This is a genomic window from Butyrivibrio sp. MC2021, from assembly GCF_000621605.1.
In the GTDB taxonomy this organism is placed as follows: domain Bacteria; phylum Bacillota; class Clostridia; order Lachnospirales; family Lachnospiraceae; genus Butyrivibrio.
Window position 1 is genome coordinate 168,938 of sequence record NZ_JHXX01000006.1, and the last position, 16,646, is coordinate 185,583.

At 45.0% G+C, this 16,646-nt stretch carries 15 protein-coding genes and 1 tRNA gene; 8 read left to right on the plus strand and 8 right to left on the minus strand.

Translation table 11 applies throughout. The features are described 5' to 3' along the window. Positions 1 to 37: 37 nt before the first annotated feature. From T359_RS0112380 to T359_RS0112395, 4 genes are all read left to right on the plus strand, one after another. The gene (locus tag T359_RS0112380) at positions 38 to 1,564 is read left to right on the plus strand and encodes a sensor histidine kinase (protein ID WP_026517763.1); all 1,527 of its coding nucleotides are present in this window, start codon (positions 38 to 40) and stop codon (positions 1,562 to 1,564) included. Positions 1,565 to 1,585: 21 nt separating this feature from the next. Continuing rightward, on the plus strand, positions 1,586 to 2,275 hold the full coding sequence (locus tag T359_RS0112385; RefSeq protein WP_026517764.1) for a response regulator transcription factor: 690 nt from the start codon (positions 1,586 to 1,588) through the stop codon (positions 2,273 to 2,275). An 86-nt stretch (positions 2,276 to 2,361) separates the two neighbouring features. Continuing rightward, positions 2,362 to 3,138, plus strand: a complete 777-nt coding sequence (locus T359_RS20260; RefSeq protein ID WP_051545351.1) for an RluA family pseudouridine synthase — start codon at positions 2,362 to 2,364, stop codon at positions 3,136 to 3,138. Positions 3,139 to 3,483: 345 nt separating this feature from the next. After that, positions 3,484 to 4,989 (plus strand): O-antigen ligase family protein, encoded by a 1,506-nt coding sequence (locus T359_RS0112395; RefSeq protein WP_026517765.1) that lies wholly within the window; start codon positions 3,484 to 3,486, stop codon positions 4,987 to 4,989. A gap of 69 nt (positions 4,990 to 5,058) precedes the next feature. Here T359_RS0112395 and T359_RS0112400 read toward each other — a convergent pair whose 3' ends face one another. From T359_RS0112400 to T359_RS0112410, 3 genes are all read right to left on the minus strand, one after another. After that, positions 5,059 to 5,544, minus strand: a complete 486-nt coding sequence (locus T359_RS0112400) for a hypothetical protein (protein ID WP_026517766.1) — start codon at positions 5,542 to 5,544, stop codon at positions 5,059 to 5,061. A gap of 141 nt (positions 5,545 to 5,685) precedes the next feature. Next, complete coding sequence (locus T359_RS20265) at positions 5,686 to 7,026, minus strand: sensor histidine kinase (protein WP_051545353.1); 1,341 nt, start codon at positions 7,024 to 7,026, stop codon at positions 5,686 to 5,688. Next, the gene (locus T359_RS0112410; RefSeq protein ID WP_026517767.1) at positions 7,026 to 7,700 is read right to left on the minus strand and encodes a response regulator transcription factor; all 675 of its coding nucleotides are present in this window, start codon (positions 7,698 to 7,700) and stop codon (positions 7,026 to 7,028) included. The genes T359_RS20265 and T359_RS0112410 overlap by 1 nt, the downstream gene beginning before the upstream one ends. Before the next feature lie 191 nt (positions 7,701 to 7,891). Between T359_RS0112410 and T359_RS20270 the strand changes: the two genes are divergently transcribed. The 3 genes from T359_RS20270 to T359_RS20275 all read left to right on the plus strand — a co-directional run bounded on the left by T359_RS20270 (position 7,892) and on the right by T359_RS20275 (position 10,579). Next, positions 7,892 to 9,052 carry a DUF3810 domain-containing protein gene (locus T359_RS20270; protein WP_051545356.1) on the plus strand — a complete coding sequence of 387 codons (1,161 nt, stop codon included), beginning with the start codon at positions 7,892 to 7,894 and terminating at the stop codon, positions 9,050 to 9,052. A gap of 199 nt (positions 9,053 to 9,251) precedes the next feature. Further along, a complete protein-coding gene (locus T359_RS0112420; RefSeq protein WP_026517768.1) occupies positions 9,252 to 10,037 on the plus strand; it encodes a hypothetical protein in 786 nt (261 codons plus the stop codon). Between the two features lie 206 nt (positions 10,038 to 10,243). Continuing rightward, positions 10,244 to 10,579 (plus strand): hypothetical protein, encoded by a 336-nt coding sequence (locus T359_RS20275; protein ID WP_026517769.1) that lies wholly within the window; start codon positions 10,244 to 10,246, stop codon positions 10,577 to 10,579. Positions 10,580 to 11,103: 524 nt separating this feature from the next. Here T359_RS20275 and T359_RS0112430 read toward each other — a convergent pair. Beyond that, a complete protein-coding gene (locus T359_RS0112430; RefSeq protein ID WP_026517770.1) occupies positions 11,104 to 11,799 on the minus strand; it encodes a hypothetical protein in 696 nt (231 codons plus the stop codon). Between the two features lie 496 nt (positions 11,800 to 12,295). Here T359_RS0112430 and T359_RS0112435 point away from each other — a divergent pair, with 496 nt between their 5' ends. Next, complete coding sequence (locus T359_RS0112435) at positions 12,296 to 12,814, plus strand: hypothetical protein (protein WP_026517771.1); 519 nt, start codon at positions 12,296 to 12,298, stop codon at positions 12,812 to 12,814. 115 nt (positions 12,815 to 12,929) lie between these two features. Here T359_RS0112435 and T359_RS0112440 read toward each other — a convergent pair whose 3' ends face one another. The 4 genes from T359_RS0112440 to T359_RS0112465 all read right to left on the minus strand — a co-directional run bounded on the left by T359_RS0112440 (position 12,930) and on the right by T359_RS0112465 (position 16,474). Continuing rightward, complete coding sequence (locus T359_RS0112440; protein WP_155840116.1) at positions 12,930 to 14,114, minus strand: hypothetical protein; 1,185 nt, start codon at positions 14,112 to 14,114, stop codon at positions 12,930 to 12,932. A 611-nt stretch (positions 14,115 to 14,725) separates the two neighbouring features. Next, the gene (locus tag T359_RS0112455) at positions 14,726 to 15,184 is read right to left on the minus strand and encodes a Fur family transcriptional regulator (RefSeq protein ID WP_051545357.1); all 459 of its coding nucleotides are present in this window, start codon (positions 15,182 to 15,184) and stop codon (positions 14,726 to 14,728) included. A 35-nt stretch (positions 15,185 to 15,219) separates the two neighbouring features. Then, on the minus strand, positions 15,220 to 16,116 hold the full coding sequence (locus T359_RS0112460) for a putative manganese transporter (protein ID WP_035784396.1): 897 nt from the start codon (positions 16,114 to 16,116) through the stop codon (positions 15,220 to 15,222). 287 nt (positions 16,117 to 16,403) lie between these two features. Beyond that, positions 16,404 to 16,474: transfer RNA gene (locus tag T359_RS0112465), tRNA-Gly, on the minus strand. Positions 16,475 to 16,646 lie beyond the last annotated feature (172 nt).

Here is a 16,646-nt window from a genome sequence, read left to right on the forward strand (position 1 = left end):
TTTTTATGTTATACTTAATTTAGATGTAGGGGGCACTATGCGTTTTCGTACTAAACTCTTGATCACATCAATAGCGGTTGTAATAATACCGATTATACTTGCAGTAGGAACGTACCTTGTATTAGGAAGTTATTTGGTGGGAAGGCAGCAGACCGTTGGATACCCCAGAAACATGGACTATGGCATGATTTCGGACCCCGGCGGAGCCTTTTCTGAAATGACGGAGGAGCTTACCAAGGAGATCACTCTTTCGCTTTTAGTTGATCCTTTTGCACTGGAGAACACGCTTTTTCTCAGTGAACTCAACAGTAAAGTTGAGCAGAAGTATGCTTTTATCATTGTTAAAAAAGGGGATGCGGTCTACTACGTAGATGACTACGAGCGGGCCAGAGACGTACTGAAGGAGCTTCCGGGCTACGGAACCAACGTAAACGGAATCTACTACACATCCTCAAGACGACTAGTAAGGCAGATTGACTTTATCTTTTCCACAGGGGAAGAGGGCTCGTTGTACATAGTATCAGGGCTCAGACCGGCACTGACTACTTCCATGATAGTGTACATGAGTATCGCCATCATACTGATCCTTTTGCTAACCAGTATTCTGCTCACCATGTGGATCGGAAGGAGCTTTTTCAAGCCCATCGACGAACTTAACGTGGCGATGCAGCATATTAAGGATGGCAATTTTGACTATGTCCTTCCGACGGACGTCAAGGAAAAGGGTGAGATTGGAGCCATGTACCGCAACTACGAGGACATGAGACTTCGTCTTAAGGAATCCGCGGAAGAAAAAATAGAGCGAGAGAAGCAGAACAAGGAGCTTATCAGTAATATTTCCCACGACCTTAAGACTCCTATCACTGCCATTAAGGGATATTCCCAGGGACTTCTTGAAGGCGTTGCCGACAACCCTGAGAAGCAGATGAAATACATCAAGATCATTTACGGTAAGGCCAATGACATGAACAACCTGATAAATGAGCTTACGCTGTATTCCAGTATCGACAACAACCGTATCCCTTATAATTTTGTAAAGCTCAATGTGGCTGATTACTTCGGCGATTGTATCGAGGAGATCGGCGCGGACCTTGAAAATAAGCAGATTGAGCTGAATTATTCGAACCTTACTACTCCGGACACCCAGATCGTTGCGGATCCCGAGCAGATAAAGAGGGTAGTCAACAATATCGTCAGCAACAGCGTCAAGTACCTCAATCGTGACGACGGCACCGGTCAGATCGACATCAGGATCCTTGATGAGCTGGATTCCATCCGAGTGGAGCTGGAGGATAACGGCAAGGGAATCGCCCAGAAGGACATTCCCAATATCTTCGACAGATTCTACAGGACGGACGCATCCCGCAATTCCAAGCAGGGCGGCAGCGGTATAGGACTATCAATAGTTAAAAAGATAATTGAGGATCATGGCGGATATATATGGGCTACAAGCCATGAGGGGGAGGGAACCTGCATGCATTTCGTCCTTCGTAAATTTGTGGACTATGCAGACAGCTCCGAGGCTGATACAGAAGCCGTAACAGTAGACCAGGACACATATTAAAAAGAAAGGTAAAGAACGTGTATGAGCAAAATTCTTATTGTTGAGGATGAAGAGGCAATCGCCGACCTCGAGAAGGATTACCTTGAACTCAGTGACTTTGAGGTAAAGATTGAGAACACCGGAGATGCAGGTCTTGAAACCGCTATTGCAGAGGACTTTGATCTGATAATTCTTGACCTTATGCTTCCGGGAATGGATGGCTTTGAAGTTTGTAAGCACATCAGGGAAAAGAAGGATGTGCCGATCCTTATGGTATCCGCCAAGAAGGACGACATTGACAAGATAAGAGGCCTTGGACTTGGCGCCGACGACTATATCACCAAGCCCTTCAGCCCATCAGAGCTGGTGGCAAGAGTTAAGGCACATATGGCCAGATACTCAAGACTTGTTGGTTCAGGTCATGAGTCCAACGACTATGTAGAGATCAGAGGACTGAAGATCGACAAGACCGCAAGAAGAGTTTATGTGGATGACCAGGAGAAGAGCTTCACAACCAAGGAGTTCGATCTTCTTACTTTCCTTGCAGAGAATCCCAACCACGTATTCACCAAGGAAGAGCTCTTCCGCAAGATCTGGAACATGGATTCCATCGGCGATATCGCCACTGTAACAGTGCATATCAAGAAGATCCGTGAAAAGATCGAGTACGACACCTCCAATCCACAGTATATTGAAACAATTTGGGGCGTAGGCTACAGATTTAAGGTATAATACAAGATGCACATTGGCGTCTATCATCGGTAAATGCCGTTGGTAGACGCTTTTTTCAGTTTATAAAATCCGAGAGTGTTGATTTGATGAGAGAGATAAAAATCGTCTATGAAGACAATGACATAATCGCCTGCCACAAGCCCGCCGGAGTTGCCACGGAAGGGGCAAGGGTAGGCAGCATGGATGTGGTGAGCTACGTAAGGAACTACCTGGCGCGAAAAGAGCGCAGGGCCGCCTATGCAGGAAAACCCAAGCCCCCATACGTCGCCACCGTAAGCCGCCTGGACCAGCCGGTGGAGGGCGTTCTGGTTCTTGCCAAGACCAAGGCAGCAGCCACGAGCCTTTCCGGGCAGATCAAGGAAAAGACTACGGATAAGTACTACTATGCTCTTTCTTTTGGAAGTGTTCAGGAAAAATCAGGTCATTTGACTGACTATATCGCACGTAAAGAAAGCGATGGGAACGCGATAATCCTCACTGAAAAAGAGAAGGAATCGTTTGATGGCAGTTCAGTGCTTCTGGATAGTGGTGAAAAGTGTCGCCTTATCGCAGGAGGAGTAGACAAAGCAGAGCTGGAATATGAAGTGGTAGCTGAAGAAAGCGAGATGACACTCTTTAAAATCAAGCTCCTTACCGGGCGGTATCATCAGATTCGTGCACAGCTATCGTATTTGGGACATCCGATCCTCGGAGATCAGAAGTACGGAAGTGCTGATTCCAAGGCCTTTTCTGAATCCCAGGGAATCAAGGATGTGTGCCTTGTCTGCTACAAATTTGCTTTCGACCATCCAAAGACAGGCAAACGCACAGAATTTTCAGTAAAACCACATAATTCACATATAAGTGAATTGATCCGGAAGTAATTATTTTATCTTCACGTATTTATATTTATCGATGCAACCTCGTCCACGGGGGCCGACACGCAGCAGGACGTCAGAAATGTGAGTCCTGTGAGAGAGCGCAAAGATTCATGAGCGCTACCAAAATCCTCCGAGGGTCTGTCCGCGGCTCAATGTCTGACGTCCGACGGATTAGAGCATGTGGTGGTTGCAGAAGATACGGACGGAGTTCTTGAGTCGCAGACACGAGGGGGACTTTTGGGAGTGCCATGAATCTAAGCGAAGGAGCGGCGAATATTTCTGACGTTCTGCTGTGGGGCGGCCCCCGTGGACGAGGATGGGGGACCAAAAAATAATCGGGAGTATTTTATGAAGTTTCTGACAGCAATTTACATAGTGGTGATGTGTGTTTTTTTACCAATATACATGAAGGACGGATATCACAAGCTGGGCGAAGCTAAGGGTTTGGCATTTCTGTGGATAAGCGGGATTGCGCTGGGGGCCTGTGTTTTGGGAATCGGAATCTATCTGCTGAGGCTTAAGAAAGCGGGGAAACAGATAGATAAAGAAAGGCTGATCGTAACCGCGAGAAAGGGAGCTTTTCTTCTGGCATTCTTCGGCTTATCCATCATTTCGCTTGCCTTCGCAGTAGATAGGAAGGTAGCCTTCTTCGGCCTGGATGGCTGGAGAACCGGCTTTCTGACCTGGGGTTTTGCAGCGGCACTGGCCTTTATCATTGCCTTTTGGGGCATAGGCAGCGGCAAGTTCAGTAAATGGGTGGCCGCCATAAGTCTTTTGGTGCCCTTCCTGATGTTCATCCTTGGCATCATCAACAGATTCGGCATCTACCCCTTTGCCATCAACGGCAGAAACAATTCCTACCTGGCAACCATCGGCAACATCAATTGGTTCACCGGCTTTCTGTCAGTGTTTGTGCCCCTTGGGGCAGGGCTCTGCTACAGGGAAAAGAGATTTTCCAAGGGCTTTTTCCTCTGCGCAATATACGAGCTGGTGGGCCTTGCGGCACTTTTTCTTCAGGGAAGCGAGAGCGCCCTTCTGGTGGTGGGAGCATGCTTCGGGCTTCTTGCCTTTAACGGCCTCAGGGACAGAGAGAGTTTTAAGAACTTCCTCTGCCAGCTTTTTATCCTGGGAATAGCCATGGAGAGTGCAGGTCTTCTCTATATAATCCTTAAGAGCAGCTATACCTACGAGGACAGCATCCTGATCCTTACCTGCGCAAGGCACGTGGGACTTATCCTGGCGGCAGCGGCAATCAGCCTCTACAGACTCAGCTGTCTTCTTGGGGAGATCAAGGCTTCCTTCAAAAAGGAAATCTACCGCTACCTCCTCATAGGAGTGGCCATCACGGCAGGGGTTGTGGTTCTTTTATATGTAAAAAACAGCTTCAGTGATGACTTCGGCAACGGCAGGGGCGTCATCTGGAGGATCTCAGCCATGGTCTTTTCCGGGGAATCCTTTTTCCAAAAGCTCTTTGGTGTGGGACCTGACTGTTACTTTGCTTTTATCAAAACAGATAAGGAGATTGCCCGGGTGGTGTATGATGCCTTCGATGGCGCAAGGCTCACCAATGCCCACTCAGAGCTCTTTACAATCCTTATCCAGAACGGAATCCTGGGAGCAGCGGCCTACCTTGGAATGATATTTTCAAGTCTCTGGAATCTCATGAAGATCGCAGAGGGCATGAATTCAGAGGAAGATACCAGACTGGCCATGGTCTTTGCCCTTCCTATCGGAGCCTACTTCCTGAACAGCCTTGTGTCTTTTCCCCAGACTGTATCGACTCCCTACTTCTTCATCTGCATCGGTATGGGACTGAAGCTAATGGCAGATCACAGACTCAGATCTCAGAAATAGCAACTGCATATGACATAAGAAAAGCCGGTCCTCATTATCAAAATGAGGCCGGCTCTTAATTTGCTATATTCAGATCAGTTCCGGAACCTTGATGGAATCATCAAGCTCGTGGAAGAAGGTTCTTGTCTCTACAATTCCGTAGAGGGCTTCCTTATATTCAAAAAGGAAGCGGTCGTTGATGTTCTCTTCACCGTACATCTTGGCACGGCCGGTGTAGGCGTTAAGCACTGAAACGTAGCGCTTGTCCCTGTCGAACATCTTTATGATCTCATCTTTTCTGCGGCGCGGATGCTTGGAAGCGAATTTCCTGATGTCCAGCTGAAGGTCTACAGGAAGCTCCTTTTCGCGTTCATGCACAGCGTGGAGATATTTATTATAGGTTTCTTCATCAATCTTTTCAAAACGATCAACAAACTCCATACAACAAGCATTGTCAGGAAGTTTGAGCCTTACCCTGTCCTCGGCGATCACATCCTCAATCTCTGCTACTACTTGTGGAACGAGAGGTTTCTGGTTGTAATCAAGAATAATAACTTTGTCCCCGCTTTTGTACATACGCATCCCTCCAGTCAGTAAAAATTAAGTTTAGTTGTGATTTATTAATTATAGCATAGGAATGCAGTATTAATGGGACTTCTCAGACATTTTTACGAAAAAAATATCTTAAAAAAGTATAAAGTTGTCACATTTTATTATTTACTTACTAATTCTAGCCATCATGCTCTTGGGAAGGTGCCTCGGAAGAGTTACCACAAATCTGATGAGCTCATCCCCATCTCGCAGTGCCTGGATATCGCCTCCGTGGGAGATGGCTATGGCCCTTGCCACGGAAAGGCCTATTCCGAAACCGCCGCTTTCTCTGCTTCGGGAGGAGTCCGCTCTGTAGAACCTGTCAAATAGCTTGTCCAGATTGCCCTCGGGGATGTTGCTGCAGCTGTTTGAGACCTCAAGAACTACATTTTTGTCCCTGGAGAGCATAAGGTGTATGTTTCCTTTTTCCGAAGAATACTTAATGGCATTGTCCAGGAGCAGGGATGTGAGCTGGGTTATGGCGTTCTTATCCCCGGTGATGTGTATGTCTTCTTCTATATTTATCTGATAGTCCTTGCCTTCGGATTCCGCCACGGGTTCAAAGCTTCTGGCGGTTTCTTCCACGGCCTTGCTCATGTCAAAATCGCTGTAGACCACATGCATCACTTCCTCGTCCATTCTGGAGAGAGTCAGCATATTTTTTACCAGAGAATTCATGCGCTTTATCTGGTTGCGGATACTTCCGGTCCATTCGCTCTTGCCGGATTCCAGCTCCAGAACGTCAACATTGGCGGAGATGACAGCCAGCGGGGTCTTCAGTTCATGGCCTGCGTCGGTGATGAATCTCTTTTGCTTATCCAGGGACTCAACCACGGGGGCCACGGCTCTTCCGGAGAAGAGATACACCAGAATGAACATGGCCACCAGGGCAAAAAGGCCTATGAGCAGTGACTGATACAGCAGTGTGTAGGCGCTGAGGATTGAGGTGCTCAGGTCCGTGAAAACAATTATGCTGTTGCCGTCGGTATCCAGCAGCTGCTGATATCTGTAGGAGTGATGAAAGCCCTTGTGGTTCTTATCGGAATAAACAGCGTTGCCATAGCTTATGGCGGTGTCATCATCAACGGAAGCAACGTGACTGGTGTCTGCCATGTAGACTTTACCGTCAGCGTTGAATTTTACATAGAAATATCTGGACTGATAGGGCATCTCCCGGGACCTGTTGTCGTTTAATTTATCCAGGGCAAAAAAGGCACTGGGATCATTTTCGATGGGACCTCTGGGGCCGCGGCCTCTGCCCTTGGACTCAGGCCCAAAGGGCATGGGAAATTCACCGTCGTTGAGGGTCAGCATGTTAAGGAGGTTGTCCGCATCGGAAATAAGACGGTTCACGTTAACGATGTTGATGACGAAGATCATTATGGCGAGAATGACCAGCAGCGATAACATCGCAGTAAGCACGAACTTTTTCCGCAGCTTTTTTACCATACTGTTTTCAGCTTCCATTATTTGACCTCGTTTATAGAATAGCCAAGACCTCTTGAGGCCTTGATCTCACAGGTTGCATCCAAAGAAGCGAGTTTCTTTCGAAGGTTGGAAATGTAGACCCAGACTACGTTTACGTCCGCTTCGCCGTCAGACCAGATGCGGTCCATGAAGGTGTCCACGGAGATAATGCGGCCGGGGCTTGTCATGAGCATCTCCATCATCTGGAATTCCCTGCCCGCAAGGCGCACGGCCTCGTGATCCGGGGTCTTGAGCTCGCACCCGTTTCTGTCCAAAGTAAGGTTTCCGCAGGTCAGGTCAGAGGGAGCAAATTCCTCTTTTCTCCTGAGCATTGCCCGCACTCTTGCCAGGAGCTCCCCCATATCAAAGGGCTTGGAAATATAGTCGTCCGCCCCCAGGTCCAGGCCTTTTATCCTGTCATCCACCTCGGTCTTGGCAGTGAGGAAAAGAGCCGGTGTGGAGATGCCCTTGGCTCTAAGGGCCTTCAGAACCTCCATGCCGTCCATGCCGGGCATCATGACATCCAGGATGATGCCGTCGTAGTCCCCCGCAAGAGCGTAGTCCAGGGCGTCGGTGCCGTTGTAGACCGCATCCACGGTGTAGTTGCTGTGTTTTAATATAGCCACCAGGGCGTTTGTTAATTCTTTTTCGTCGTCTGCAAGAAGAAGTTTCATATGAAATAATTCCTTTATTAAAAGTGATCATTAGTTCCTATTATAATTTTACCATGGTTAACCTTAAGCTAACTTAAAATGGTTCTAATATATGTATAAAATATGAACAATTTACTCCTGTTTTAGACATTTTCAGTACATATTTTGAATGTAAAATATTATGTATATTTGGGGCACCGGGGGTTACGGACATGAAAACGAAGAAGGCTTTTTCATTTCCTATTATTCTTACACTTGTTCTTTGTGGAATATTCAATCTGATCGCGTGGAAGAGCACAGCTTTTTCCGATTTTTACGTTGATAATATTTTTCCAAGGCTTACATCCGTATATTCGCGAATTACCAGCATAGCACCATTTTCCGTGGGAGAGTGGCTACTGGTTCTGGTGGTCATATATGTGGCGACCACGGTTCTGTTTATTCTTTTACATACCATTTTTCTTGGAATATACCATTTTTTCCTGTCCAAAAAAGAATCCGTTAAAGAGGCCAAAAAGGTCCTTGATGGGATATCAGATTTTTTTTACAGAGTGACACCGGTTCTTCTGGCCATAACCTGTGTCATTATGAGTCTTAACTGCTTCGTTCTGTATCACACCTCCAAGATTCCGCTCTATGCGCCGGGGGAGAGCTACGACCTGCAGCAGCTGGCAGATCTTCGTGACTTTGTGGTAAAAAAGTGCAACGAACTTAGCAAGCAGATGCCCAGGGATGAAAAGGGAAATGTGGTTTACGAGGGCGACATGACTGAGACCGCAAGGCGCGCGGTTGCGGCTCTTTCCAATGATTACAAGAGGTTTGACGGATATTTCTCAGTTCCCAAGGAGCTGTATTTTTCTGAATTTATGTGCCAACAGTACATGCAGGGGTACTACTTCCCTTTTTCCATGGAAGCCAATATCAATTCCAAGATGGCGATAATGAACAAGCCCTTCACCATGTGCCATGAGCTGGCCCACACCCACGGCTACATCTACGAGGACGAGGCCAATTTCTTCGGGTTCCTGGCCTGCATCAGATCCGATGATATCGTGTTCCAGTACAGCGGCTGGCTGGGGGTTCTGAACTATATCAACAACGATTTTTACAAGGCTGTGGATAAGGACGTTTACAACTCCCATGTAAAGATCTCCGACAGGGTCAGGTTTGACAACCAGTTCGTCACCGAGGAGGAGTGGAAAGAGGTCGAGAAGAAGGCGGTGATCAAGACCGAGACAGTTAAAAAAGCCGCAGATGTCTTCATCGACACGAACCTCAAGGTCAACGGAGTGCTGGAGGGCAAGGTTAATTACACTCAGGTGGTGGGACTTATAATGGATTATTATTACCACGGACCGGATTCTGGGGTATAATGGATTCCTAGGATTGCCTTTTGGGGCGATCCCGGGAATTTTTATGATATAGGAAATTTCTCCGAAATTCCTATATCATAAAAAGCGCTCCGCTATGGATGCGCACTCGCGCGATAGGAATATGTTGCCTTCAGCAACCGCGCTCGGCGCGAGAATGTCGCAAGCGACATTCTATTTTTTGGAAAAAGGAATAATAATAATGAATGTAAAAAAGTTTAAGACATTGATGTTGATCGCTGTCTGCGGACTTCTTCTTGTGGGCTGCAAGCCTTCTGACGAGAAGCTGGATGAGGCGGAGACTGCAAGAAATACACTGATCGAATACAGAGGCCGCGCTGAGCAGAAATATCTGGACCTCACCGAGGAGTCCAACAGGGCCAAGCTTGATGAGCTGTCAGCAAGGGTTGATGAGACTCTGACGGTTGATTTTACCAAGATGAGCGACAAGAAGATCGATGAGTATCTCCCCACAGTGAGAGCTATTATTTCCGAATATGAAGATATTGTGGGAGTCATGGACAAGACCTACGACAGCGAGGAGGCAGACAGGGTGGAAGCTGCCAAGCATCAGGAGATAGAGTGCTACCTTGTTAATAAGACGGGAGTTAATCTGACTTCTTTGAAGCTCCATGATGTTTCTGCAGACAGCTATTCAGACAATCTTTTGGGAGATGATGTGGTGCTGACAGACGGATACACCCTCATGGGGATAATGCTTCAGGTTTATGCGGATTCCAAGGACTATGAGCTTGTGGCCACTGATGAGAATGGAAAAGAGTACGTCTTTGCCTGCGGTAATCTGGTGGGTCAGGGAGAGGACGGAATGTCCATTACCCTTAAAATGGACACTGAATCAGGGGGGTCTGTGGCGGAATTCGGTTCCTATATAAGCATTCCGGAAACGGATAATGCGGATACAGCAGCCAGCGGTGATTCGGCCTCTGAAAGCGGCGCGGATTCAGCATCTGACGGCGGTTCCAACTGATTTTGAGGGAAAAGAGCTTGTGCAAGATGCACAACAAATTGGCAATTCTTTAATATAATATGCACAAGTTTATTCATGACATTTCGTTTTTAGGAGTATATAATCTTACTTTGTACTGAAGCAATTGACTACTTCAGACTGTGTGGCACCAGGTGTCACTGCTTTCTGTTTTGAAGTAGCAGTATACAAAGAGGAGATTATATATTATGAAAAAGAATATCGTAACATTACTTTCAGTTTTAACACTTTCTGCAGCAGTTCTTGCTGGTTGCGGAGAGGCAGCAGTAGAAGAGAACGCAGTAGAGGAGACAGCTGTTGAGGCAACTGTTGAGGCTACAGTAGAAGAGGCTGTTGAGGCCGTTGAGGAAGTATCAGTAGAGGCTACTGAGGACGCTTCTGTTGAGGAAGCTGTTGAGGCTGCTACAGATGCAACTGTAGAAGAGGCTAATGAGGATGCTTCTGTTGAGGCATCAGAGGAGGCTTCTGTTGAGGAGGCAGTTGAGGCTGCTTCTGAGGCTACATCTGAGTCTGCAAACAACTAATAGACACTAATTCAATTAGATTTACAACACGTAGTAACTAGTTAATAATCAATTGCTTTAGTCAGTACATATTGAGACCCCTGTCACCAATCGGTGGCGGGGGTTTTATGATTGAAGGACGGCCCGGGGGATTTGGGGGCGCAGCGGGAATGCCCGCAGGGAGGTTTGCGACAGGTTGAGGCTCCCTCCGGCTTCGTCGCACCCTGCGAAAATATAAATCTGTTCGCATGGAGCCGCTTGTGATTTATGGCACCTCATCTAACCGGACGGTCTCATTTCACGTAGTTCAGAACACTCGACCGTCCGGCTATCTGAGGCGCGCATAAATCATCTGCCCGTCTCCAATGTCTCACAATTTATATTTCCGCAGGGCACGCCAAATCCGGGGGCATCCTCAACCTGAGCCCGGATCTTTGTCCGCGAGCATTCCCGCTGCGCCTCCCAAATCCTCCCGGCCCTGTGCTATGAAATAATAAAATCCCCTGGCAGAGGTAGATCTGACAGGGGAAATATGTTCCGCTAAATTATGGCCAATTTTTGAATTTGCCGTTTACGCAGACACCGGCGTAGCCGTTGGCGAGCATGACTGCTTTATCGGATTCGGAGATTACCGGGGAGGAGTCACTGCCGGAAGTTACGTTGAAATAGTTAGAGCCGTTGTTTGCTACACCCTTGATGGAAAGTGAAGCCATGTTTCCTGCTCCTTTGGTGAGGGAGAAGGAAGCCATTGCGATGCCCTGTGCATTGTAGAGCATTGCGATATTTCCCTGCTTCTTAAGAGTGCCGGTTCCGCCTGCGATGGGCACTGCTAATGTTTCCGGAGCAGCGGTGATATTCTGAACATAAACCTCGATGTTGTCGTGAACATCCTTGGATGGAACCTTGGGATCATCGATGTAGAAGTAGAAGAATACGTTTTTTTCAGTCTCATCAGCTCCGATGTGAAGCTTGATATACTCGGTTCCACTCTTGAACTTGCACTCGCAATATGTTCCGGTGCTGGAATGTGGTCCAAGATAATAGGTGTAATCATAGTGGGCGTAGAGCCACACTTCCTTTGATTCTCCGGCGTTGATGGAAACAACGCTGTCGCCGAAGTCAAGATAATCTGGAATTTCACTATAAGCGAAAGCTTCTATATTTCCAACAAATGATGAAAGAACAAAAACAGAAAGAATAATTCCACAAAGTTTTTTGATAAATCCGGATTTTTTACTCATATAATACCCCTCACTAATTGAAAAATATTGATTGTGTGCACCTATAATTATAATCGTTATTGTTGCTATAAAGGATAAAAATTCTCTTAATTACGCACGTTCAATAATTTCATTGAAAGTACAAGGGTCAGGTGTTATGATGTTGCGAAAAGTGTGCGCACTTTGAAATTAAGTAATGGATTGGGGAAATAAAATGGTTAACAGAATGGTAATTAAGTGTCCCTATTGTGGGGCAGATGTTGAATACAGCGCAAATGCGACGAGCTGCACTTGCGGATATTGTTCAAGTAATATACAGCTAAATTGGCAGAATCAGACAAATACACAGCAGAATATGCAGAGCAATCCACAAAACATGCAGTATGGCCAGCCTAATATGCAGCGTGGACCACAGAACATGTATGGTGCAAAACCTAAAAAGAACGATACTGCGATAATCATAATTGTAATCGCATGCGTTGTGCTCTTTAGATTGCTTTGTTTTTTCGGAGGCGCTTTGATAGGATCATCCTCAAATGCGGAATCATCTTCAGACAGACCAAGCCGTAACGGATTCAGATCATCAGACACCAGAACAGTTAATGCCGATAATTTTACTTTTGAAATTCCTTCATATTTTGAAAGAGTTGAAATGGACGATGAAACTGATCTTAGATACTGTGTTAAAGATGACTCTGATGGTATAGAATTACGTTTTTACTATCGTGATCGTGATCCGGAGGAGCCGTCTTATACAGAAGAAGCCGGACTGGAGAAATTTAAAAACGAGTGGGAAGAAAGATACGGAAAAGTATATGAGAGTGAGATTCGTTCCTACGGTATTATGACAGGCTCATGGTTCTATGCAACTACAGAGGGAACGGACGGCAAAGGCAGTGATCGTTATGGATATCTGGCCGAGAGAAAAGATCATCCTGAAGAAGTCCTGCAGTTCGTATTACTAATTCCCGAGGACAGAAAATACGACTATTACGATGACTTCATCAGAATTCTTGAAAGTGTAAAAGAAAAGTAATCAAATATGTTCGGCTATATGTTTGATGAAAATGTTGTGTGTTGATCAGAGGAATTGAATCAGGTTTTGTTGTTTGCAGGCTTTTTTTCTAAAGTGGGGTCACTGACCCCACTCTTTAGATATTTCGGGTTAGAGTTTCATTACCTGCATAAATAATACCGGAAACAAATGAGAAAGCAGTTATTCCCAGCTCTCTGTATGAGAATTTTAGATTTTCGTCACAATGTTCATAAGTGAAAAGTATCCAGATGATACCGTATAATCCCACAAATATAAATGGGAGTATTTTTTGCAAAAAATACTTAAATTTTTTTGCCTTAATAACCGGAACAATGTATTTAATAAAAAGAAATATAAAGACGGCAACTGAAAGCAAAAGATATGGCCATTTGGCAAGAACACTACATACATTTATTAATGCGCCAAGCCTGGTTATTTCAGGATTAATATGGCCGGTTCTGTGTTTAATATAATAAATTGCTTCTTCTAAAAGATTTTGATCTAAGAAAAGTGAACCTAACAGCCATTTCCCACTCCACATGCCAACGTATCCAAAACACCATAAAAAGCCGCACAAGAAACATTTTTTAAATTTGACCACAGTTGCATCATTGTTAAGAATAAGAATGACTGTAGGGATTCCCAGGGTGACAAAGGGAAAGGTTAAAAAATCAAAATATGAGGTTATAATTCCTAATATCATAAAAAACCAAGGAATCATATGCTTTTCTTCTAAGAAGGTCTGGTATTTTAGCAGTATGCACATAGCTATAAGCATGATATACGTGCAAGGGGAATATTGAAAAGCCAATGCGATTATGACCGGATTAAATATTGCCAGCAGAACAAAATATGCAAGCGAATACTGACTTTTATTGTTTTTTATCAACAGATAGCCAACATACATATAAAGGCAAAGCTGGCAGATGTAATTAAATACTCTGGCATCTGCAAAATCAAAGAAATAGAAGAAGGGTTTTAGTATTGTGACGTATCCGTGCCAGTATCTCGAGTAAGAGAGAATTTGGTACTGATCAGGATGGAAATGTGAATATGATAATATATTTAATATTCTAGGAGCGTTTTCTTCACCTGATATTACTGAGGGATACTCGGAAGAAAGTGCGTCTTTTAGTGGGTTGCCTGTAGAATACGCCGTAATGGAGAGAATAACCGAATCTGAGTCATTATCATTCATGGTTGACAGATAACCATCTGAAAACATGTAAAAGTTAGTTTCGGAGTGATAAATGTCTACTCCTCTGGCTATATTTTCACGGATTCTGTCTGTTGGTATCATGTATGCAAATACTTCAAAAATAAGACCAAGAAAGATGCTGGCAATAAGTAAAAATATGGAAAAAATGATTGACTTCAGTGGTGACTTGGCGGATTTTTGATTGATTGATTGATTGATTGATTGATTGATGGCATTGTAGCGAATCCTTATCTTCAATTATAGAAATTATTATCTAACAGATTTAATATTACACCTTCTTAGGAGGGATATACAAAAGCTTTTTTACACATGAGTTTAATGTTATATTTTATAAATATTTTGACAGGTTCCCTGAACTTTCAATAAAAGGTTGGTAGAGATAAAAGGCTAGAGGCGGTTCGTGAAGCCGCCTCTAATCAAATGAAATGTTTACATGGAGATTATATTAAATGAGAATATTGCGAATTATTTTATGCCAAAATGAAACACATAGTTATAAGGCTTGGCCAAGAAGTTTAACTACAGAGAATGGATTGTATGATTTGGGATTAGAGCAAGATTGGTCGCTTGCAATGGTACTAGGGAGAGATGAGGACCGGCTTGTTCACAAATTTAAGGAATATAATATTACATCTGCTGTTTGTAATAGGCTGAATGTAGTAATGACTGACCCCACTCTCTGGTAAAGCCAGTCAGCGTGCGACTTTGCAGCTACTGCAATATCCGTAGACTTCCAATTGGTGGCCTGTGATCTGGAAGTCGGGAAGTGTCTTCGTAACTTCGTCTGAGATTATGTGCATAGGACAGGCACTGATAGGGAACTTCTTGTGGCAGGTTAAGCATATTGCGTAGTGCTTGTGGGTGCCAAGAGTAAGCTCGTAAATGGCGTTGTCCTCGGTGGAGAGGACACTCTTTGTTACAATGCCGGCTTTTTCAAAGGCCAGCAGGGTTCTGTAAATCGTAGAGAAAGCGTATTGCTCTTTGGCACTATCGCTGAGAAGCTGGTTATAAATCTCGGCAGCGGATAAAGGTGTCTCGGATGCATGAAGTATCTTGAATATATCAATCCTCTGCTTCGTCTTTTTAAAGCCCTCGGGCCAGAATTTTTCTATTATATCGTCGTGAGATTCGGGATGTATCTTGCAGTTCATGATTTTTCTCCAAAACTAATAAACAAAAACAAATATCAGAATCTGATACCGATAAGGTCCAGAAGAAGACCGATCACTGTTCCGATTACAAATAAAAGAATAGTGATGTTGATGTTCTGGCGCTTGTCGTCGTTAACCCTGAACAGAACCAGAAGACCGATGCCGGCGCCTACCAGAAGGCCGCTCATCATGGTTCCGAAGGTGATCATCTGGTCAAGGTAAAGGGTTGAGATGATAACTGATGCTGCGCAGTTGGGGATAAGTCCCAGGATTCCTGCCAGGATATGGCTGATCACAGGGCTTGTCTTGAGCATGGCTGAAAGGTTGTCGGAGCCGATGAGCTCAATGGCTGCGTTGAGGATCAGTGAAAGCGCCAGTACAAACAGGAAAATGTGCATGGTGTGAACAAATGCTGATTTTACAATGCCAAGGAGTCCTTCCTCCTCGCTCTCTTCGCAGTGGCAGTGCTCTTTTTCACAGAGGGCCTCAATGTTCACGGGATCGTTGAGGGCTCTGCCCTTGAGCTTGTGGTAGTAATGCACCACCGCGTCGATAACGAAACCGGCGATGATGCCGATTACGGCCTTCACAGCGAGAATCTTGATCATGGTTCCCACAGGGAAATGCTCTGATATGAAAAGAGGGATCATCTCATCTGAAGTTGAAAGGTAAATGGCGATCAGTGTTCCCAGAGTGATGACTCTTCCTGCGTAGAGGTTGGAAGCCGCCGCAGAGAAGCCGCACTGGGGAAAGATTCCGATAAGTCCGCCCCAGAGAGGTCCGAAGTGCTCGGTCTTCTGAACGATGTCCTGAGTGAAATCCGCGGTCTTGTGCTCTAAGTATTCCATTATCAGGTAGGTGATAAAAAGGAAAGGCAGGATCTTAACAGAGTCTATGACGCCGTCTTTTATAATGTCGATAATAAGTTCCATAGGTTTCTCCTTATGAATGGTGTAGGTGTTGTTATATCACGGATTGCTTCGCCTCTGATCTAAATGCAAATGCAAATCATTTGCATTTAGATTTTTGGCAAAAAAATTGGCTTTTCACGATGCTGTGAAAAACCGATGATGTTCTGCGTGGGATGCGCACTAAACTTGTGAAACACATCGCCAAGTGTTCTGCGTGGGATGCGCACTAAACTCGAAAGAACCTCGTTAAGTGCTTACCCATGGTTCACACTAGGCTCGTGGAAAACCTCGCCAAGTGTTCTACACAAAGCGGGTGATGGGAATCGAACCCACGTATCCAGCTTGGAAGGCTGGTGTTCTACCATTGAACTACACCCGCGTGGTGCTGACAAGAATATATATTACTTAACTTTCAATGGTATGTCAAGCACTTTTATGATAAACTATGGATTGCTGTTGTGTTTTTTTCAAATGTAGGAAAAATCCCTATTTGACAACAGTTATAAGGGATGATAATATAAATCCTACTAAGCTAGTAGGAAAACTTTGAT